The 19,992-nt window shown below is 72.1% G+C and carries 18 protein-coding genes; 9 read left to right on the plus strand and 9 right to left on the minus strand.

The features are described 5' to 3' along the window. Positions 1 to 827: adenosylhomocysteinase (locus ACIGXP_RS37830; protein ID WP_399776242.1), on the minus strand; the 827-nt coding region annotated here is incomplete at its 3' end. A 90-nt stretch (positions 828 to 917) separates the two neighbouring features. Beyond that, positions 918 to 2,207 carry a nucleotide disphospho-sugar-binding domain-containing protein gene (locus tag ACIGXP_RS37835; RefSeq protein ID WP_363218766.1) on the minus strand — a complete coding sequence of 430 codons (1,290 nt, stop codon included), beginning with the start codon at positions 2,205 to 2,207 and terminating at the stop codon, positions 918 to 920. Between the two features lie 260 nt (positions 2,208 to 2,467). Between ACIGXP_RS37835 and ACIGXP_RS37840 the strand changes: the two genes are divergently transcribed. Beyond that, positions 2,468 to 3,694, plus strand: coding sequence for a cytochrome P450 (locus ACIGXP_RS37840; protein ID WP_399776244.1), 1,227 nt, complete (start codon positions 2,468 to 2,470; stop codon positions 3,692 to 3,694). A gap of 64 nt (positions 3,695 to 3,758) precedes the next feature. Here the strand turns inward: ACIGXP_RS37840 and ACIGXP_RS37845 are convergent, their stop codons facing one another. Beyond that, positions 3,759 to 4,982, minus strand: a complete 1,224-nt coding sequence (locus ACIGXP_RS37845; RefSeq protein WP_399776366.1) for a cytochrome P450 — start codon at positions 4,980 to 4,982, stop codon at positions 3,759 to 3,761. A 225-nt stretch (positions 4,983 to 5,207) separates the two neighbouring features. On the opposite strand from ACIGXP_RS37845, the gene ACIGXP_RS37850 reads away from it, so the two are divergent. Continuing rightward, positions 5,208 to 5,705, plus strand: a complete 498-nt coding sequence (locus tag ACIGXP_RS37850) for a VOC family protein (RefSeq protein WP_399776246.1) — start codon at positions 5,208 to 5,210, stop codon at positions 5,703 to 5,705. 80 nt (positions 5,706 to 5,785) lie between these two features. Here ACIGXP_RS37850 and ACIGXP_RS37855 read toward each other — a convergent pair whose 3' ends face one another. Together ACIGXP_RS37855 and ACIGXP_RS37860 are read right to left on the minus strand one after the other, a co-directional pair. Continuing rightward, a complete protein-coding gene (locus tag ACIGXP_RS37855) occupies positions 5,786 to 6,808 on the minus strand; it encodes a methyltransferase (protein WP_399776248.1) in 1,023 nt (340 codons plus the stop codon). A gap of 69 nt (positions 6,809 to 6,877) precedes the next feature. Beyond that, a complete protein-coding gene (locus tag ACIGXP_RS37860; protein WP_363218771.1) occupies positions 6,878 to 7,258 on the minus strand; it encodes a hypothetical protein in 381 nt (126 codons plus the stop codon). 165 nt (positions 7,259 to 7,423) lie between these two features. Between ACIGXP_RS37860 and ACIGXP_RS37865 the strand changes: the two genes are divergently transcribed. The 4 genes from ACIGXP_RS37865 to ACIGXP_RS37880 all read left to right on the plus strand — a co-directional run bounded on the left by ACIGXP_RS37865 (position 7,424) and on the right by ACIGXP_RS37880 (position 11,523). Then, positions 7,424 to 8,440 carry a Gfo/Idh/MocA family oxidoreductase gene (locus tag ACIGXP_RS37865; RefSeq protein ID WP_363218772.1) on the plus strand — a complete coding sequence of 339 codons (1,017 nt, stop codon included), beginning with the start codon at positions 7,424 to 7,426 and terminating at the stop codon, positions 8,438 to 8,440. Positions 8,441 to 8,522: 82 nt separating this feature from the next. Beyond that, the gene (locus ACIGXP_RS37870) at positions 8,523 to 9,569 is read left to right on the plus strand and encodes a methyltransferase (protein WP_399776251.1); all 1,047 of its coding nucleotides are present in this window, start codon (positions 8,523 to 8,525) and stop codon (positions 9,567 to 9,569) included. Next, entirely contained in the window at positions 9,566 to 10,657 is a 1,092-nt protein-coding gene (locus tag ACIGXP_RS37875) for a methyltransferase (RefSeq protein WP_399776253.1), read from the plus strand. The genes ACIGXP_RS37870 and ACIGXP_RS37875 overlap by 4 nt, the downstream gene beginning before the upstream one ends. 143 nt (positions 10,658 to 10,800) lie before the next feature. Next, on the plus strand, positions 10,801 to 11,523 hold the full coding sequence (locus tag ACIGXP_RS37880) for an SDR family oxidoreductase (protein WP_399776254.1): 723 nt from the start codon (positions 10,801 to 10,803) through the stop codon (positions 11,521 to 11,523). A 92-nt stretch (positions 11,524 to 11,615) separates the two neighbouring features. Here the strand turns inward: ACIGXP_RS37880 and ACIGXP_RS37885 are convergent, their stop codons facing one another. Both ACIGXP_RS37885 and ACIGXP_RS37890 read right to left on the minus strand, forming a co-directional pair. Further along, on the minus strand, positions 11,616 to 13,163 hold the full coding sequence (locus tag ACIGXP_RS37885) for an MFS transporter (RefSeq protein WP_363218776.1): 1,548 nt from the start codon (positions 13,161 to 13,163) through the stop codon (positions 11,616 to 11,618). 153 nt (positions 13,164 to 13,316) lie between these two features. Beyond that, entirely contained in the window at positions 13,317 to 14,471 is a 1,155-nt protein-coding gene (locus tag ACIGXP_RS37890; protein ID WP_363218777.1) for a winged helix DNA-binding domain-containing protein, read from the minus strand. A 194-nt stretch (positions 14,472 to 14,665) separates the two neighbouring features. Here ACIGXP_RS37890 and ACIGXP_RS37895 point away from each other — a divergent pair, with 194 nt between their 5' ends. From ACIGXP_RS37895 to ACIGXP_RS37905, 3 genes are read left to right on the plus strand one after another with little or no spacing between them, the layout of a single operon-like run. Next, on the plus strand, positions 14,666 to 15,898 hold the full coding sequence (locus ACIGXP_RS37895) for a class I SAM-dependent methyltransferase (protein WP_399776257.1): 1,233 nt from the start codon (positions 14,666 to 14,668) through the stop codon (positions 15,896 to 15,898). Between the two features lie 41 nt (positions 15,899 to 15,939). Next, complete coding sequence (locus tag ACIGXP_RS37900; protein ID WP_399776259.1) at positions 15,940 to 16,521, plus strand: dTDP-4-dehydrorhamnose 3,5-epimerase family protein; 582 nt, start codon at positions 15,940 to 15,942, stop codon at positions 16,519 to 16,521. A gap of 11 nt (positions 16,522 to 16,532) precedes the next feature. After that, complete coding sequence (locus tag ACIGXP_RS37905) at positions 16,533 to 17,501, plus strand: NAD-dependent epimerase/dehydratase family protein (RefSeq protein WP_399776260.1); 969 nt, start codon at positions 16,533 to 16,535, stop codon at positions 17,499 to 17,501. Here ACIGXP_RS37905 and ACIGXP_RS37910 read toward each other — a convergent pair. Both ACIGXP_RS37910 and ACIGXP_RS37915 read right to left on the minus strand, forming a co-directional pair. Beyond that, a complete protein-coding gene (locus ACIGXP_RS37910; RefSeq protein WP_399776262.1) occupies positions 17,488 to 18,582 on the minus strand; it encodes a winged helix DNA-binding domain-containing protein in 1,095 nt (364 codons plus the stop codon). The genes ACIGXP_RS37905 and ACIGXP_RS37910 overlap by 14 nt on opposite strands. Next, a complete protein-coding gene (locus ACIGXP_RS37915; protein ID WP_399776264.1) occupies positions 18,512 to 19,978 on the minus strand; it encodes an NDP-hexose 2,3-dehydratase family protein in 1,467 nt (488 codons plus the stop codon). The genes ACIGXP_RS37910 and ACIGXP_RS37915 overlap by 71 nt, the downstream gene beginning before the upstream one ends. Positions 19,979 to 19,992 lie beyond the last annotated feature (14 nt).

Here is a 19,992-nt window from a genome sequence, read left to right on the forward strand (position 1 = left end):
ACGATCACACGGGCACCCTGACCCCGCAGCGACTCCGCACAGCCCTTGCCCACATCGCCGTAACCGCACACCACCGCGGTCTTGCCGCCGATCAGCGTGTCCGTCGCACGGTTGATGCCGTCGACCAGCGAATGCCGGCAACCGTACTTGTTGTCGAACTTCGACTTGGTGACGGCGTCGTTCACGTTGATCGCCGGGAACAGAAGGACGCCGTCGCGCTGCATCTCGTACAGACGGTGCACACCCGTCGTCGTCTCCTCGGTGACACCGCGGATCTCGGAGGCGAGCCGGGTCCAGTCGAGGGTGCTGTTCTCCAGCAGGGCGCGGACGACGGCCAGTTCCTCGTTGTCGGCCTCGGGCAGGGCGCCCGTCTTGCGGTGTTCGACGCCGAGGTGGACGAGGAGGGTGGCGTCGCCGCCGTCGTCCAGGATCATGTTCGGGCCGCTGTGTCCGGGCCAGGTGAGGGCCTGCTCGGTGCACCACCAGTACTCCTGAAGGGTCTCCCCCTTCCAGGCGAAGACCGGGATGCCGGCGGCGGCGATCGCTGCGGCGGCGTGGTCCTGGGTGGAGAAGATGTTGCAGGAGACCCAGCGGACCTCCGCACCGAGCGCCACCAGGGTCTCGATCAGCACGGCCGTCTGGACCGTCATGTGCAGGGAGCCGGTGATGCGGGCGCCCCTGAGCGGCTGGGCCTTCGCGTACTCCTCGCGGATCGCCATCAGGCCCGGCATCTCGTGCTCGGCCAGCGTGATCTCCTTGCGGCCGAACTCGGCCAGGGAGAGGTCGGCAACCTTGAAGTCGGTGAACTCAGCGGTCTTGGTGGGCATGCGCGGGCCTCTCGGAAAAAGGGGGGCGGGGTGGGCGTGGCGAGTGTCGGGGCGCTGCCTTGAGCGCCCCTTGACCGACTCCGGACCCGGTCAGCCGCTGTTCCGGTGGCGGGCGACGAGTTCCTCCAGCACGGGGACGGTGTCATGGGGGCTCGGCATGGCCAGCCAGTCGGCGTGCAGCCGCGCGGCCCCCTCCTGGAACGACGGCTCGGACAGCAGCCGCAGGAGCCGCTCGCGCATCTGCGCCACCGACAGGTGCCCCGGGTGCGCATACAGGCCGGCGCCGTGCCGCACCACGTAATGGGCGTGGGCGGCGTACGCGATGCCCCGGTCGTCGACGACCGAGAGCTGCGGCACGCTGTGCGCGACGGCGGCCGTGAACGTGCCGATGCCACCGTGGTGGATGATCGCCGAGCAGCTCGGCAGGAGCAGGTTCAGCGGGAGGTAGTCGACGGTGCGGACATTGCCGGGGACGCGCAGGCCGGCCAGCTGGGAGGAGTCCAGCGTGGCGATCACCTCGACGTCGAGGCCGTCGACCGTGTCGAGCAGCGCCGGGATCATCACCCGGTCGTTGTCGAACATCCGCTGGGTCACGCCGAGCGAGAGGGCCACCCTGGGCCGCTCGGGCGTGGCCCGCAGCCAGCCCGGGACCTCGGCGGCTCCCGAGTAGGGGATGCGCCGGATCGGCACGGTGCGGGCACGGCTCGCCAGCCGCATGTCGGCCGGCGTCGGGTCGAGCGTGAACTGGCCCAGCAGGAGCTCGTCGTCGACCGCCACCCCGTGCCGCTCGGCGGCCGGGCGGATGATCTCGGCGACCGGATGTGCCAGGCCCGCGGCGGCCAGTTCGTCCCGGTGCGCCGTGGCCCGGTGGTCCGCCCAGCCCAGAAAGTCCCGGCCCCACAGGAGCCGGCCCTGCGCGGCACCGCAGGCCCGGGCGGCGACCGCGGCGCTCGGCCAGTTCGGGTCCCACAGCACCAGATCCGGCCGCCAGTCACGGGCCACCGCCACCAGGTCGTCCACCCCGCCCCACCCGGCGCCGCCCGCGCTGTCGGCCGGGTGGAAGACCCGCGAGGACGCCAGGGTGTACGTGCTGAGCGTGGCCCACACGTCGGCCTCGACGTCCGCCGAGACGGACAGTGCCTTCGCGAGCCGGTCCACCCGGTCCTGGGGGAGCAGGTGGTCGCCGACGGTGTGCGGGGCCGCGATGGTCTGCGGGGTGCCGAGCGGGACCGCGTGCAGACCGGCCCCCGTGATGGCCGGGGACAGGTCGGGGTGCGAGGCGATCCGGACCTCGTGACCGGCGCCCTGGAGGGCGTGGGCGAGGGGGAGAGCCGGGTTCAGGTGGGCCGTCAGGGGCCACACCACGATCAGGACGCGCATGGATGCTCCTCTACGGCCCCGGGGCTGTGACCGAGGGCAGCCGAGGGCCTGGGACGGGCGGAGGACCGGGGAGCGTCACGGCACACGCCGCGGGCGACCGGTCACGATGACGAGGCGGCAGGGTCACATGCGAGGGTCGAGGCCGAGTCGAGGACGGCGCGCCGCAGACGTACGACGGCCCCGACGCGGCCCTCCTCGCGGAGCGCTCCGCATGAGCCGTTCCTGAGCGGCAGTCGAGCGCCGGACCCTACCTTCCGGCCATGACGACAACCGAAGCAGGGACGCCGCCGGGGGCGGAGATCATCGCCGACCTCACCGGAACGGACCCGGAGTTCACCGCCGACCCCTATCCGTACTTCGCGAGGCTGCGCGCGCTCGGCCCGGTGCACCGCGCCCGCGTCATGGACGGCAGGCTGGCCTGGCTGATCGTGGGTCCGGCCGAAGCCCGTGCCGCGCTGAAGGACCCGAGGTTCAGCACGGACCAGCGGTATCTGACGGCCTGGCCGGACATGGGCCGCAGCGCCATCGGCACCAACATGCTGCAGGCGGACCCGCCGGACCACACGCGGCTGCGCAAGCTGGTCTCCAAGGAGTTCACGCCGCGCCGCATCGAGGCGCTGCGGCCCCGGATACAGCAGCTCACGGACGAACTCCTGGACACCGCCCTGCCGTTGGGCACCGCCGACCTGGTCGACACCTTCAGTCTGCGGCTGCCGCTGTCCGTGATCTGCGAGCTGTTCGGCGTACCGGAGAAGGACCGCGAGGACTTCCACCGCTGGTCGAGCGAGATGTCCGCGCCGCCGAACCCTGAGGCGGGCCAGGCCGCGGGGGAGGCCATGGCCGGTTATCTGGGGGCCCTCATCGCGGGCAAGCGTGCGGGCGACGGCACGGATCTGCTCAGCGATCTGGTGCGCACCTCCGACGAGTCCGGGGACCGGCTCTCCGACGACGAACTCTTCGGCATGGCCTTCCTGCTGCTCGTCGCCGGGCACGAGACGACGAACAACCTGATCGCCAGTGCCGTCTCGGCGCTGCTGCAGCACCCCGACCAGCTCGCGGCGCTGCGCGCCGACTGGTCGCTGCTCGACGGTGCGATCGAGGAGACGATGCGCTACGAGGGGCCGGTGGAGGTCTCCGCCTTCCGCTACACCACCGAGCCCGTGGTCGTCGGCGGCACCGAGATACCGGCCGGCGAAGTGGTGATGGCCGGGCTCGCCTCCGCGTCCCGCGACCCGGAGCGGTTCACCGACCCGGAGCGCTTCGACATCCTGCGGGACCCCCGCGAGACCCGCGGCCACATCGGATTCGGCCACGGCATCCACGCCTGCATCGGCGCCCCGCTGGCGAAACTGGAGGCGGGCATCGCCCTGCGCACGCTGCTGGAGCGCTGCCCCGGTCTGGCGCTCGCGGTCGACCCGGCCGACCTGGTGTGGCGTCCGCCGACGCTGTTCCTGCGCAGCCTGGAACGGCTGCCCGTGCGATTCTGACGGTGACGGCGCCCGGGTGCCCCTCCGCGACCGGCGGAGGGGCACCCGGGCGCCGTCGTGCGGCTCACGGGGCGGCGGAGACGGCCGCGGCGCGTACCCGCACCGGCAGCGAGGTCAGCCCGCGCATCATGACGCTCGGATGCCACAGCAGCGCGTCCGCATCGACGGCCAGCGCCAGATCGGGGCAGCGCTCCAGGAGCGCGCGGACGGCGGCCTTGGCCTCCAGACGGGCCAGCGGCGCGCCGAAGCAGGCGTGGATGCCGTGACCGAAGGCGAGGTGCCCGCTCGCGTCGCGGCGGATGTCGAACCGGGCCGCGTCGGGGAACCGCGCCGGGTCCTGGTTGGCCGGGGTGTTGCCGATCAGCACCAGTTCGCCGCCGCCCGGCACGACCACGCCGTCGAGTTCCACCGGCGCGGTGGTGAAGCGGTGCAGCGAGGTGCCGGTCGGCCCGCTGTGCCGCAGCATCTCCTCGACCGCGCCGTCCAGCAGGGAGAAGTCGGCCCGCAGGTCCGCCAGTTGGTCCGGGTGGCGGAGCAGCGCCAGGACGCCGTTGGCGATCAGTCCCGTGGTGGTCTCCTGGCCGGCGACGAGCAGCAGGACCGCCATGCCGACGAGCTCCTCGGTGGACAACGCGTCCTGGTCCTCGCCGCTGGTGCGCACCAGTGCGCTGAGCAGGTCGTCGCCGGGCCGGCTGCGCTTGTCCCGCAGGAGCGCCGTCAGATATCCCATCAGTTCGCCCATGGCCGCCTCGGCGCCGCCGTCCCCGAGCCGTTTGGTGATCTCCGTGGACCAGGCGTGGAACTTCTCGCGGTCGTCGAAGGGCACGCCGAGCAGTTCGCAGATCACCGCGGCGGGCAGCGGATAGGCGAAGTCCGTGACGAGATCGGCGCGGCCGTCGGGGCGGGCCAGCATCGCGTCGATCAGCTCGTGCGTGATCTGCTCGACGCGGCCTTCGAGGGCCCGGATGCGCCGCGGCGTGAACTCCCGGACCACGAGCTTGCGCAGCCGGGTGTGCCGGGGCGGATCGGACATCAGCATGTTCGGCGCGTCGGCGACCAGATCGGTGAGGTCCGCGTCCTTGGCGTTGCGCATGTCGTTGGACAGGTGCGGATGGGAAAGGGCCGTGCGCGCGGCCTCGTGGCCGACCACGAGCCAGGCGGTGAACCCCTCGGGCAGCAGGACCCGGTGCACCGGTCCCCGCCGGCGCAGTTCGGCGTAGACGGGGTGCGGGTCGCGGGCGAAGTCCTCGCCGAGCGCCGCCAGGTCAATGACGTCCTCTTCGCTCATCATGTGCCCTTTCAGGCCGGGTTTCCGGTGGTGCCCGCACGCTATGGGGGGCCACTGGAGGACCGATGGGACCCAGGTCAAGCCCGGTGAACGCCCCGGACGGGGCATGGCACACGTGTTCCAGGGGTGGTTACGCCGTCCCGCGGCGCCGTTAGGTCAGCAGCTGTCCTACTGCCGCCTAGCGTGAGGAAGGTGCCCAGCACGCCGTACGCAAGGAGGAACAGCATGGCCGTCGCACCGATCCCCGAGGGCTACACCGCGGTGACCCCCTGGATCATCTCGGCCGACACCGCCGCTCTCATCGACTTCCTCAAGAGAGCCTTCGGGGCCGAGGAACTGGGCCGCATGGTCGGCCCCGGCGGACGGATCGAGCACGCCGAGGTGCGGATCGGGGACGCGGTGGTCATGATGTTCGACCGGCACTCCCCCGACTGGCCGCACACCCCCGCCCATCTGCGCCTGTTCGTCGAGGACGCCGACGCGGTGTACCGGCAGGCGGTCGAGGCCGGGGCCACGCCGGTGACCGAGGTGACCCACCTGGCCTTCGGCGACCGGGTGGGCCGGGTCCGTGACCCGCTGGGCAATCTGTGGTGGATCCAGACGCACATCGAGGACGTCACCCCCGAGGAGCTGCGACGGCGGTTCAGCGACCCGGAGTTCACCGCGCGCATGGAGTACGTGCAGAGCGCCGACCTCTTCCCGGAGCGGACGGGACGGCACTGAGCCGGCCCTCCTCGTCCTGCCCGCGGCGACGGACCGCGGGCAGGACGAGGAGGCAGGGCGAGCGGGCGGGCGAAGGCAGGTCAGGCGACCGTGGCCTCCACGATGGACATCAGGCCGGGGGTGGGCAGCGTCCGCAGCACCGAGAAGCCGGCCGTGCCGAGGATTTCCTCGAACTCCTCCTGCGTGCGCTCCTTGCCGTCGTGGATGACCATCATCATCGCGTCGATGGTCTTGCTGGCGTGCGGCTCGTTGCCCCGCGGGATGACCGGGTCGACGACCAGCAGCCGGCTGTCCTCGCGCATCCCTTCCCGCACGGACTTCAGGATCCGCAGGCAGTCGTCGTCGCTCCAGTCGTGCAGGACCGACTTCAGGAAGTAGTAGTCGTAGCCGGCCGGTACCCGCTCGAAGAAGTCGCCCGCCTGGACACTCCAGCGGCCCGCCAGCTCCGGTACGTCCAGGCGGTGCTCGGCGAGCACGGACTCCTGGTCGTAGAGCGTTCCGGTGATGCCCGGGTGGGCCGCGAGCACCCCGCGCAGCAGGTCGCCCCGGCCGCCGCCGACGTCGACGACACGGGCGCCGTCGGGGAAGTCGTAGCTGGCGGCGATCTGGCCGATCCACTGGCGCGAGAAACCCGCCGTACCCGAGTTGAACAGGGTCGACAGCTCCGGGACCGTCTGCAGATACGGGAAGAACTGCGCGCCGTACATGTCGTCGAAGACCGTGTGGCCGGTGCGCACGGTCTCGTGCAGCCTGCCCATCGGCTTCCAGTACAGCTCCTCGTTGCCCAGCATCAGGAAGCTGTCGCGCAGTGAGCCGGGCACGTCGGGGCGCAGCAGGTTCGCCATCGGCGTCAGGTGGAAGCGGCCCTGCTCGTCCTCGCGGAACACGTCCCGGGTGGCCAGGTAGCGCAGGATGCGGTGCAGATGGGGGCCGTTGACGCCGGCCAGCCCGGCCAGCTCGGCCGGGGTGCGCGGGCCGTCGACGAGATGCTCGGCGATGCCGAAGCGCGTCACCGTGTAGAGCGAGGCGGTGTACAGAAAGCCGTTCATGTGCTCCGAGAGCGTCGCGCTCAGTTCATTCACATCGGACGGAGCGGAAGTCATCGTGTGCCTCCTGTGTCGAGGGGTGGGAACGAGCCCGTCGGCGGGCCTGTGCGGGGGAGGGGCGGCGGTTCAGTCGCGGGTGCCGCGGGCCCTGACATCGGCCTGGTCGAGCAGCCGGTCCTCGGCGTCGTAGACGTACGACGTGCCCGAGCTGGTGAAGGTGTCACCGTCCAGGGTCGCGTGCTGCTCGATGCCCACCCACCCGGTGTACGTGCCGTCCGGCTCGAAGACGAGCTCGGCGATCCGGAAGGTGAACCGGTTCGCACCGGTCGCGCTCCAGTCGCCCGCGCCCACACAGCCGGGACGCGGACCGCGCAGCAGCAGCGCCCGGCCGTTCTCGGTGAAGCGCAGGGTGCTGGCATAGGTCCCCCGGGACAGGAAGAGCTCCTCCCGCCACGTACCGACCGGTGACTGCGTCACGGCCTCCGGGGTGGTCGCCGTCTGACTCATCTCTTCTCCTCACTCCGTGTGCCGCGCAGGCCCGGCCACCATCGGGCCTCGGGCTCGACACACGCTCGAGCCGCGGTCTTCCGTGAGGGGAGACAACTGTCCGCGACCCGTCAGAGGTCGTCCGCAGCGGCCGGCCGGGCCGCCGCCCACCGTGAAGGAGCCGCCGTGGCCGTCGAACCGTCGCAGGGTCCCGTCCGCATCGGGGTCCTGGGCGCCCGCGCCGACATCGCCGTGCGCCGGATGCTGCCCGCCTTCGCCGCCGAACCGGATGCCCGTCTCACGGCGGTGGCCAGCCGCGACGCCGCCGCGGCCGAGGCGAGCGGTCGTGCGCACGGCTGCCGCGGGGTGCACGGATACGCCGAACTGCTGCGGGCCCGCGATGTCGACGCCGTCTACATCCCGCTGCCCGCGGCCCTGCACGCGCCCTGGGCCGAGGCCGCGCTGCGGGCCGGCAAACACGTACTCGTGGAGAAACCGCTGGCCGACACACCCGGTGAGGCGGACCGCCTGTTCGCGCTCGCGGCCGGCAGCGGGCTCGCCCTGATGGAGAACGTGATGTTCCCCGCGCACGGTCAGCACGCCGTCGTACGCCGGCTGCTCGCCGACGGCGCCATCGGCGAACTGCGCGCCTTCCAGGCGACGTTCGCCGTGCCGGCGTTGCCGCGGGACGACATCCGCTACCGCGCCGACCTCGGCGGCGGCGCGTTGCGCGACACCGGCGTCTACCCGGTCAGGGCGGCCGTGCACTTCCTCGGGTCCGGGCTGCGGGTTGTCGGGGCGAGCCTGACCCGCGGTCGCGGACACCAGGTGGACACCGGTGGCGCCGCACTGCTGCGCAGCCCCGACGGGGTGAGCGCCCAGCTGTCGTTCGGCCTCGACCACGCCTACCGCAGCGACTACGAGCTGTGCGGCAGCACCGGGCGCATCACGGTCGACCGCGCCTTCACACCACCCGCCGACCATGTGCCGCGCATTCGGCTGCGGGACGCGACGGGGACCCGGGAGATCCTGGCGGCCGCCGACGACCAGGTCGCCGGCACGGTACGGAGGTTCTGCGCCGCGGTGCGCTCGGGGGCGGCCCCCGCGGACGCCGTGCGCGAGCAGATCCGGCTGCTCGACGAGGTCCGGCGGTGCGCCACGGACGGCGCACGGGCACTGCACCGGGCCTCGACCGGTCGTTGAGGCCGCTGCTGCAAGGTGCTCTGCGACACAGGACGGCCGAGGAAGGCCACTGCCAGCACATGCCAGCGAAGGGGACGAGGCGATGACCGACACGGCAAGCGAGCTGGACCCGCCGGCGCCGGCGGGCGTGCCGCCCGAGGCAGCTCTGATGCCGCTCCTGATGGGCGGGTTCGTCACCCAGGCCATCAGCGTGGTGGCACGCTTCGGGGTGGCGGACGTGCTCGCCGGCGGACCCCGGCCCGTGGAGGACATCGCCGCCGAGGTCGGGGCGAAGACACTCGGCCTGTACCGGGTGCTGCGGGTCGTCGCCGACTTCGGTGTGCTCACCGAACTGCCCGGCCGCCGCTTCGCCCTCACGGCGCAGGGCGAACTGCTGCGCAGCGACCACTCCCCGTCGCTGCGCGGGCTCGCCACCCACTTCGGCTCGCACTTCCACCGCGCCGCCTGGAGCCACCTGTACGAGAGCGTGGTGAGCGGCAGGCCCGGCTTCGACCTCGCCCACGGCGAGCCGCAGTTCGACTACTACCGCACCCATCCCGAGGAGGCCGCGATCTTCGACGGGGCCATGACCTCGGTGGCCTCCACCATCTATGCCACGCTGGAGGCGTACGACTTCGGCCGGTTCGGCAAGGTCGCCGACATCGGCGGCGGGAACGGCGCCTACCTCGCCGGGATCCTGGCCAAGAACCCCGGGCTGCACGGCATCCTGCTCGACCTGCCGGACGTCGTCGAGCGCTCCGGGTCCGTGCTGCAGGGCGCGGGTGTCGCCGACCGCTGCGAGGTGATCGGCGGCTCCTTCTTCGACCGGGTCCCCGGGGGAGCCGACGCCTACGTCCTGACGGCCGTCATCCACGACTGGGACGACGAGCGCTCGGTCGACATCCTGCGCAACGTACGGGCGGCGATGCCCGAGCACGCCACGGTCCTGCTCGGTGAGCCGGTCGTGCCGGACGGGCCCGAGCCGTCCGTCGCCAAGCTCCTCGACCTGGAGACGCTCGTCGGCACCACGGGCCGGCAGCGCACCGAGTCCGAGTTCCGTGACCTGCTCGACCGGTCGGGGCTGCGGCTGACCCGGATCATCCACAGCGCCGGCCCCGACAGCCTCGTGGAAGCCGTGGCCCGCCGATGACGGCAGCCTCCGGCACGTCCGCCCGTACCCCCCGCTCCGAGACCCCCAAGGAGGGCGAGCAGCCCATGGGCAACGCAACGGAACTGGACGGCAGCCTGCGGCTGCTGGAGATCGGCGACGGCTTCATCTACGCCAGTGCCCTGCACCTGGCGGCCGAGCTGCGGCTGGCCGACCATCTGGCGCAGGGCCCCCGCTCGGCGGCGGAACTCGCCGGGCCCACCGGTACCCACGCGCCGAGCCTGCACCGCCTGCTGCGCGCGCTCGCCGGCTGCGGTGTGTTCCGCCAGGACGACACCGGGCGCTTCGCGCTGACCGACGTCGGCGAGGCCCTGCGCTCGGACCACCCGCGTTCGGTGCGCACGACGGTGGCCCAGCAGGGGCGGCTCACCGTGCGTACGTTCCAGTACGCCGAACACGCCCTGCGCACCGGCGAGGGCACCTTCAGCAAGGCGTTCGGGCAGCCGGTCTGGGACTACCTCAAGGAGCACCCGGAGGAGGGCGCCGACTTCGACACCGCGATGCACGAGCACAGCCGCGTGGAGCGGGCCGCCATCGTCAAGGCGTACGACTTCACGGGCGCGGGCCGCATCGTCGACATCGGCGGCGGCGACGGCACCCTGCTCGCCACCGTGCTCGCCCGGTGCCCCGGGGAGAGCGGGGTGCTGTTCGACCTGCCGCACGTGGTGGAGCGCAACCGGATCGCGGACGCCGGGCTCGGCGACCGGTGCGAGATCGTCGGGGGAGACGTCTTCGGGGAACTCCCCGCCGGCGGCGACCTGTACATGATGAAGTCGGTGCTGCACGGCTGGACGGACAGCGAGGTCGTCACGATCCTGCGGGGCGTCCGCGCGGCCATGAAGCCGGACGGCAGACTGCTGCTCATCGAGCGGGTCATCCCCGCGGGCGACGCCCCGCATCCGAGCAAGGCGTTCGACCTGGCCATGCTGATCATGGCCGGCGGTCAGGAGCGGACCGAGGAGGAGTACACCGCGCTGCTCGCCGAGGCCGGGTTCCGCGTCGAGCGGGTCATCGGCACCGAGTCGGTGCTGAGCATCGTTCAGGCGCGGCCCGTGGACACCGGGCGCTGACGTCCTGCACGTCCCGGGCCACCACCGCGAAAGGGGCCGCCGGCTGAGGCCGGCGGTCCCTTTCGTCGGTCGTACCCAGCCGTACCGGGCTGCGCCGAGCCATGGACCAGCCGCGCCCTAGGGGCCCGTGGCACCCTCCCCGCATGACAGCCACATCGAAGATCTCCCTGATCACAGGTGCCAACAAGGGCATCGGTCTGGAAGCCGCCCGGAGCCTGGGACGGCTGGGCGCCGTCGTGCTGATGGGCGCCAGGGACCGGGCCCGCGGCGAGGCCGCGGTGAAGCTGCTGCGCGAGGAGGGCGCGGATGCGCACTTCGTGCCGCTGGACGTCACGGACGGCGCCGGCATCGCCGCCGCCGCGCGCCGGATCGACGAGACGTACGGACGCCTGGACATCCTCGTCAACAACGCCGGAATCAACGTCGAGTGGCCCGCGGCCAAGGCGAGCGAGGTCTCCCTCGACGCGCTGCGGATCACCTTCGAGACGAACGTCTGCGGCCTGGTCGCGGTCACCAACGCGATGCTCCCGCTGCTGCGCCGCTCCCCCCAGGGCCGTATCGTCAACGTCTCCAGCGAGATGGGCATCCCGGCCTGGCTGGCCGGCTCCGAGATGCCGGCGATCACCGGCTACTCGGTGTCGAAGGCCGCGGTGAACATGCTGACCGTGCTCTACGCCAACGAGCTGCGCGGCACCGCCGTCAAGGTCAACGCCTGCTCGCCGGGGTTCGTCGCCACCGACATCAACCACGGCGTCGGCGTGCTGACGGCCGAGCAGGGCGCGCAGGTGGAGGTCACTGCCGCGACGCTGGACGCCGACGGCCCCTCCGGGGTCTTCCTCACCGCGGACGGCACCGTCCCCTGGTGACCTCCTTTCCGCCGATGCCCCCGCACGACAGCGGTCCACAGACCCGAGGAGGGGTCTGTGGACCGTGGTCGTACGGAAGGGGACCGGCGGCCTCAGGCGGTCGCGGCGGCGGCCGACCCGCCCTCCGACAGCCGCGAAGCCTGCTCCGTCGCCCCCGGCGCGGCGGCGTCGTCCGGCTCGGCCGGCTCAGGAGCCGCGAACTGGGCCTGCGCCGCCTTCGGCAGGGCGAACATCAGCAGGAAGGCGAGAGCCATGGCACCGCCCACCCACCACAGCGTGTCGGTGAAGGCGCCGATGTAGGGCTTGCCGCTCGTGACATGGGACGGCACACCGTTGAAGAAGGCCACCGAGGTCAGCCCGAGGCCGAACGAGAGACCGAGCTGGTTGACGGTGTTGACCAGGCCGGACGCCGAACCGGCGTGCGCGCCGGGCACTTCGGAGAGCACCGCGCTGGTGAGCGGCGCCATGATCATCCCAAGGCCCGCACCGGCCACCACGAGCGGCACGATCAGATGCGCGGTCGTGACACCGGTGCCGTGCTCCCGCGCGAGCCACCCGTAGAGCGCGAGGCCCGCGATCAGCAGCAGCGCGCCGGTCTGCAGCACCTTGCGGCCGAACCTCGGGACCAGCTTCTGCACGGACGTGATGGCCACGACCGACATGGTCACACCGAAGATCAGGCTGGTCAGCGCGGCGTGCACGGGCGACCAGCCGAGGCCGATCTGCATGTACAGCGCTCCGGTCAGCGAGAACAGACCGAAGGCCGTGCCGAAGATGAGCTGGACGAGGATACCCGCGGAGAAGCTCCTGACCTTGAACAGCGAGAGCTCGACCAGCGGGAACCCGTCGCGACGGATCTTGGACCGCTGATGCAGCACGAAGGCGGCGAAGACGAGCAGGCTCGCGGGCATGCACACCAGGCTCCACACCGGCCAGCCCAGCTCCTGGCCCCGGGTGAGCGGGAACAGCAGCATCAGCAGACCGAGTGTGGCGACGGCGATGCCCACCAGGTCGAGCCGCGGCGCCGAGGGGGCCTTCGACTCGTTGAGGTAGTGCCGTCCCAGGAGGAGGCCGACGATTCCCACGGGCACGTTGATGAGGAAGATCGGCCGCCACTCCAGACCGAAGACGTTCCACTCGGTGAGCAGCGCGCCGAGGACGGGACCGGAGACGGCGCCGATGCCGCTGACCGCACCGAACATCCCGAAGGCCCGGCCCATCTCCTGCGGGGCGAAGGTGACCTGCATGATCGACAGCACCTGCGGCACCATCAGGGAGGCCATCAGGCCCTGCAGGATGCGTGTGGCGATCAGCATCTGAGGCCCTGCGGCCACACCGGACAACGCCGAGGCGACGGTGAACCCGGCCATGGCGAGCAGGAAGACCTTCTTGCGGCCGAAGATGTCGCCGAGCCGGCCGCCGGTGATCAGGCCGACGGCGAAGGACAGCGTGTAGCCCGCCGTGATCCATTGGACGGCCGTGTTGGAGGCGCCGATGTCCCGCTGGATGCTCGGGATCGCGATGTTGATGATGGTTGCGTCGAGCAGATCCAGCAGAGTTGCGGTCAGCAACACGGCCAGGGCCACCCAGCGCTTCGGGTCTGCAGCGGGAGGGGCCGCTGCTTCACTGGCGGAGCTCATGGGCCTCTTGACCTCTCCTGTGAGGGAACTTGGATGTGCGGCGAGTCTGGGGCAGGAGACTCGAAGACCACTCGCGTCGCGCCGGAGCCGACCATTCCGGCATTCAACGACCCTTGTTCCGCAGGGCGGTCCGGTGTATCGCGCGCGACGTCCTCAGGCGTGCGGACCGGTGGTCACCGTGCCGACGGTGAGCTCGGGCCGGCCCTCCAGGACGGCGCCGACACGCTCGGCCTCCTCGTGCAGCGCACCGAGCACCCCGGTGCCCAGCGGTTCGAGCGGCTCCACGGTGAGGTGGATCCGCCGGCCCGATCTGCGCTGGTGCCACACACCGGCGACGGTTCCGTCGACCAGCAGCACCGGGTAGTTGCCGGCCTGCCCGCTGGGCACCAGAGCACGCTCGGCGGCCCGCCCGGGGAAGAGAAGTTCGCGGGGGCGCCCCGCCACCACGTACGCGTCGAAGTACGGCAGCAGGCGAACGCCGCTCGGCGGAGCCGACGGCAGCTGGGTGTCGCCCGCGTTCACCCAGCAGACCGTGCCCGCCAGGTCGACCTCTTCGATCTTCCCCTCCAGCGAGCGGAACAGCTCGCTCGCCCAGCCGCGAGGGGCGTTCAGCCACTGCGCGAAGTTCTGGGGGGTGGCGGGGCCGTAGGCGTGCAGATAGCGGTGGAGCAGGTCGGCCTGGGCGGCGGGCCCTTCGGCGGGCCGGAAGCCGGGCAGGAAGCGCCGCGGATTGGTGTACGTGACCTTGCGGCCCCGGTTCGGCGCGAAGCACAGCATCCCGCGGTGCGAGGCGAGCGTCATGGCCTGCCGCCAGCGCGGCCACATGCCCTGGAAGGCGGGCATGACGAGGTCACCGGCCCAGGGGCCGGTCGCCTCGACGACGGCGTCGCTCAGCTCGTCGATGGTCAGCTCCGCGTCGGCGAGCACCTGCCCGATGGCCGCGACGACCGCCTCCGTCTGCTCCGGCGTCATCCGCACCTGCGCGGGGAACGCGCTCGCGGGCCTCGGTATCGAGCCCAACGCGCCGATCCACATCGGCAGTTCGGCGGTCGGCAGCAGATGGACCGTGCCGCGCGGGCCGAACATCTTGACCAGGCTGCGCCCCTTCCACAGGGCGTCCTGGACGTCGGTGCGGGTGGCCCCGGCGAGCCGGGTGCCGACGGACAGTTCGGCCGCCGAGAGGACCTGGGCGTGCACGCCGCACAGGGCGCCCACGATCCCCGCGGCATCGTCCGCCGTGGACGGCGCGGCGAGCCGGCTGCGCTCCAGACGGCGGGCGGACACCTCGGTCCACGACAGTTTCGGCATGCCGGAACTCATGGGTCTCCTCCGTGCTGCAGCGACAGATCAGGGTCCGAACGCATCTATACCCAGTGCCGCTCGATTACGGCTGGAGCGGCGCCGTCCCGTCCGAGCCGCACTCCACAGCCGTTCGAGCCCGACCCGCCACGGTGAAACCGATCCGAGCCCGTACGGCTCACGCGCCCTGGAGGACGAGACGAATGGTCATCGACGCCTGCCGTATCTGTGGCAACCGCAGCCTGCTGCCCGTGCTCGACCTGGGGTCATCCCCGCTCACCTGCGTCTTCCCGAGGAGCCGTGAGCAGGAGGTGCCCGAGGTACCGCTGGAGCTGGTGTTGTGCTCGCCGGACGGCTGCGGACTTCTGCAGCTGCGGCACACCGCGGACTTCGGCCTCATGTACGGCGAGCACTACGGATACCGCTCAGGCATCAGGCCGTTCATGATCGAGCACCTGCGCGGCAAGGTCCGTGCGGTCACGGACCGGATCGACCTCGGCCCCGACGACCTGGTGCTCGACATCGGCAGCAACGACTCGACGCTGCTGCGCTGCTACCCCCAGGACGGTCCCGCGCTGGTCGGCATCGACCCCTCGGGCGAGAAGTTCCGCCCGCTGTATCCGCAGCGTGCGGAGCTGATCTGCGACTTCTTCTCCAAGGAGGTCTTCGCCGCGCGGTTCGGTGACCGCCGGGTCAAGGCGGTCACGTCCATCGCGATGTTCTACGACCTGCCGCGTCCGCTCGACTTCATGCGGGACGTCGCCGCGATCCTGCACGACGACGGGGTCTGGGTGATGGAGCAGAGCTACATGCCCGCGATGCTGGAGGCGGGCGCCTATGACGTGGTGTGCCACGAGCACCTGGAGTACTACGCCCTGCGGCAGATCGAGTGGATGGCCGAGCGCGCCGGTCTGGCCGTCATCGGTGCCGAGCTGACCGAGGTGTACGGCGGCAGCCTGTCCGTCACCCTGGCCAAGGCGGGTTCCCGGCACCGCGTCGACCACGAGGGCCTCGACCGCATCCGCGCCCGGGAGCGCGCGCTCGCCCTCGACACCCTTGCCCCCTTCGAGGCGTTCGCCGGGCGGACCCGCGACAGCCGCGACCAGCTCCTGGACCTGCTCGCCGACTCCCGCAAGGCCGGCCTGTCGACCGTGGGCTACGGCGCCTCCACCAAGGGCAACGTCATCCTGCAGTACTGCGGCCTGGGCCCCGACGACCTGCCGTGCATCGGCGAACCCAACGAGGAGAAGCACGGCTGCTTCACCCCGGGCACCGGCATCCCCATCGTCTCGGAGGCCGAGGCGAAGGCGCTCGCCCCGGACCAGCTGCTCGTCCTGCCCTGGATCTACCGCGACGGATTCCTGGAGCGGGAGGCGGCGTACCGGGCCGGCGGCGGCAGGCTGATCTTCCCGCTGCCCGACCTCACCGTTTCGTGACCGGCCCGCACCCCACCCGTCCCCGTCCAGGAGGGCCCACCATGCGTACCCGTGAACTCGCCGTCGCCGGCGCCTTCGAGTTCACCCCCCAGGTGCACACCGATGCCCGGGGCCGGTTCGTCTCGCCGCTGCAGCAGGAGCCGTTCCTCGCCGCGGTGGGGCGTCCCTTCCCGGTGGCGCAGACCAACCACAGCCGCTCGGCCCGCGGTGTGCTGCGCGGCGTCCACTTCACGACCGCGCCGCCCGGCCAGGCCAAGTACGTCCACTGCGCGCGCGGCCGGGCCGTCGACGTCGTCGTCGACCTGCGCGTCGGCTCCCCGACGTTCGGGGTCTGGGACCGCGTGGACATGGACGAGGAGAGCTGCCGGGCCGCCTACTACCCCGAGGGCGTGGGCCACGCCTTCCTCGCCCTGGCGGACGACACCGTCATGTCCTACCTGGTGACCACCGGCTACCGGGCCGAACTGGAGCACGCCGTGTCGCCGTTGGACAAGGAGCTCGCGCTGCCCTGGCCGCGCGACCTGACACCGCTGCTGTCCGAGCGGGACCGGATCGCGCCCACCCTCGCCGAGGCGGCGGCCCGGGGGATGCTGCCCCGCTACGCCGACTGCGTGCACGGCTGACGGGGGAGACGATGAGCCTGGCCGGGCGGCCCCGCAGGGTCGCGGTCCTGGGAGCGACCGGCTGTGTGGGCCGGCACGTCTGCGCCGCGTTCGCGGAGCGGGGGGCGGACGTCGTGGCGATCGCCCGGCGGCCCGCCCCGCACATCGGCCCCTACCCGTTCCGGTCCCTGGACGCCGGGCGCCTCACGGGTGGGGAACTCGCCGCCGTACTCGCCGAGTCGCGCGTCGACACGGTGGTCAACGCCATGCTCGGCTGGGGGCGGAGCGCCCGCGAGATGGACGACGCCAATGTGCGGCCGGTGGAGCGGCTGCTCGCCGCCCTGCGGGCGCTGCCCGACCCCGTGCGGTACGTCCATCTCGGCACGATCCACGAGTACGGCCCGATCCCGTACGGCACCGCTGTCGACGAGACGGCCGAGCCGCGCCCCACCTCGCTGTACGCCCGGTCCAAGCTCACCGCGTCGCGTCTGGTGCTCGACGCGGCGGCGCGCGGCGAACTCGACGCCGTGGTACTGCGGCTGACCAACACCCTGGGTCCGTACACGGCCCCGGAGAGCTTCTTCGGTGCGCTGGCGGCACGGTTGCGCCGGGCCGCCGCCGCCCCGGGCGAGGTCACCGACGTCGCGGTGGCCGCGGCCCACCGGGACTTCGTCGACGTACGGGACGCCGCGGCCGCCGTGTACGCGGCCGCGGCCGGGGCCGCCCCCGAGCGGCTGCTGAACATCGGCCGGGGTGAGGCGGTCGCCGTCGAGACGCTCGTACGGACCCTGGTCGAGGTGAGCGGGCTGCCACCGGACGCGGTGCGGATCCGCCACGCCGAGGTGCGCAGCCGCAGCGCCGGCGCCGACTGGATCCAGGTGGACCCCAGCCGCGCCCGGCAGTCACTCGGCTGGCGTCCCGGACACCTGCTGACCGACGCGCTGCGGGCGGTGTGGCGCACCGTCGAGCCGGCCCCTCCGGTGCCGCTCAGCCCTCGATGACCACCGCGCCGCCGACGGGCCGCGCGGCGGACGGCGGCAGCAGGAAGGCGAGCAGCCGCTCGGCCTCCGCACCGGTCCGCTCGGCCTCGTCCGGGTTCAGTGCGCGGTAGGGCCGGACCCGCAGGGTGGAGTCCCGCAACGACCAGGTGCCGCGCACGAATCCGTCGACCAGGAACGTGGGCCGCACCTCGCTGCCGGTGATCACCCGCGCCCGGTCCTCGTCGCCGATGACGCGCGTACGGTCGGCGTGGCTGAGGATCAGGTTGTCGAAGGCGGGCAGGAAGCGCACCGGGGCCGGTTCGTCCGGGTCGCCGAGGGGCGCGTCCGGCAGGTCGAACAGCTCGCGACCCGAGCCGTCCTGGTAGGTGCGCAGAGCGGAGCGCATGCCGTCGAGCACCGCGCGCAGCCGGGTCAGGCCCGACCAGGCCTGGACGTCCATCGCGGAGGCCGGGCCGTACACCGCCAGATAGCGGGTGATCACGTCCTCGATGCGCGGTGCCGTCTCCAGGGGGCGGCCGATCCACTCCTCGGCGAGCACGATCGGGGTGGCGCCGCGGTCGCCCCAGGTGCCGCTGGGCGGCGGGTGCACATGGGCCACCAGGGACTGTGTCGCATACACGAGGGCCTGCCGGTCCCGGCCGGGGAAGCGCTCGGCGAGCCGACGGGCGAGCTGCGGCCGGGTCAGCCCGTCACCGGCCATGAACTCCCTCCCCACGGCGGTGAGTTCGGACGGGTCGAGACCGGCGATGGCCCGCCCGAAGGCGCCCTGGCGGGCCTTTTTCAGCACCGGTTCGAGCAGCGGGCGCAGCCGGCCGAAGTCCCCGGCGGTGACCAGGTGCTGGGTGTTGCGGTGGAGTTTGGCCCGCACGACGTCCCGGCCGTGCAGCAGCGCCGTCAGATCGGCGTGCCGGAAGCCGGCCAGTCGCGCCCACAGGCTCACGTAGGGCGAGTCGGACTCCTGGGCCTGCAGTCCCACCAGCCGCTCGACGGCCGAGAGGGCGGACAGCGGACTACGGTGCAGCAGTAACTGCCGTTGCAAGTAGGTGCGGTTGAGCGTGCGCACGCTGAGCTGAGGAGGCATGCGCGCCATTGTCGCGGCCCGCGCTGGATCCCCGCTCGAACGTGACGGCCCGCGTGGTGAACAGGGACAGCAGGCTGCGTGCCTGGACGTTGAGATAGTGCCCGTGCCGCACCAGCGCGGCGAGCCGGCCGGGCGCGACCCACCGATAGCCCGGCGGCAGCACGTCCGGTACGTCGCCGGGCGCGGCCTCGACGAGCAGGTAGCGGCTCACGGCGTTGCGGAACCGCCCGCCCTCCTCCGAGTGGACCGCCTCGTACCGGATCCGGTCGGGAGTCGCCCGCAGCACCGCGTCGAGGAACGGCGGCCGGTCGGCGGCCGGCAGCCAGGCGTGGTTGTCCGGCACGCACTGCACGGTGGGCGCCAGCTCGACGGTGTCGAGGAAACCGCCTTCGACCTGTGCGCGTACCAGGACCTGGACGCCTTCCGCGGAGCGGCGCGTCAGGAAGGCCGTGACACCGTGGCCGACGGGCTCGATCAGCGGCTGGGTCCAGCCGCCCACCTCCCGGCTGCCGGCCTCCACGGCGACCGCCACCACCCGGAAGTACCGGCCGTGCTCGTGCTCGATCTCGTACGGCGTGCGGTGCCAGCCCTCGACCGCGTTCAGCGGCATCAGTTCGGCGCGGACCGTGTGACGGGAGCGCTCCGCGGTGAACCAGGACAGCAACTCCGTGGTCTCGTACGGTGCTTCGTCCCCGCACAACGGCAGGGGCGCGCACGACAGGACGGTGCGGGCATCCATGTTCACCAGGTTGTCCTGGTGCAGCAGCGCGCCGATCTGGCCGAGGGTCAGCCAGCAGAAGTCGTCACCGGCCGGCACGTCCTCGGACGTCTCGACGATCATGTTCCGGTTGTGCTTGCGGAAGAACCAGGAGCCGTGCTCGGACTGCAGCACGTCGGCCACCACGCTGCCCGGTCGGGGCCGCAGAAAGTGCTCCAGGTAGGGCACGTCCGCGCCGCGGTGCACCTTGGTGTAGTTGCTGCGGGTCGCCTGCACCGTGGGGGAGAGCTGAAGCGGACGGGGGTTGCCCGGCTCCATCTTGGCCTGCATCAGGAAGTGCGGCACCCCGTCGAACTCCTTGGTCAGGATGCCCAGGATGCCGACCTCCGGCTGCCGGATGATCGGCTGCTGCCAGGTCCTGAACGGCCCGGTGTCCACGGACACCCGTAGCCCTTCCACGCTGAAGAAACGTCCGCTGTGATGGGTCAGATTGCCGCTGCCGGGGGCGAAGGCCCAGCCGTCGAGCGCGGCGAACGGGATGCGCTGCACGGCGAAGCGGTGCGCGTGGGCACGCTGCGCCAGCCATCCCGGCACGTCACGGGTCCGCAGCCAGGAGCCGGAGTCGGTGACGGCGGCGGAGCGCGCGAACCGCTCGGCCGCCGATGGCTGGAAGAACAAGGTCAACCTCCCCT

The organism is Streptomyces sp. NPDC053069, from assembly GCF_044546895.1.
In the GTDB taxonomy this organism is placed as follows: domain Bacteria; phylum Actinomycetota; class Actinomycetes; order Streptomycetales; family Streptomycetaceae; genus Streptomyces.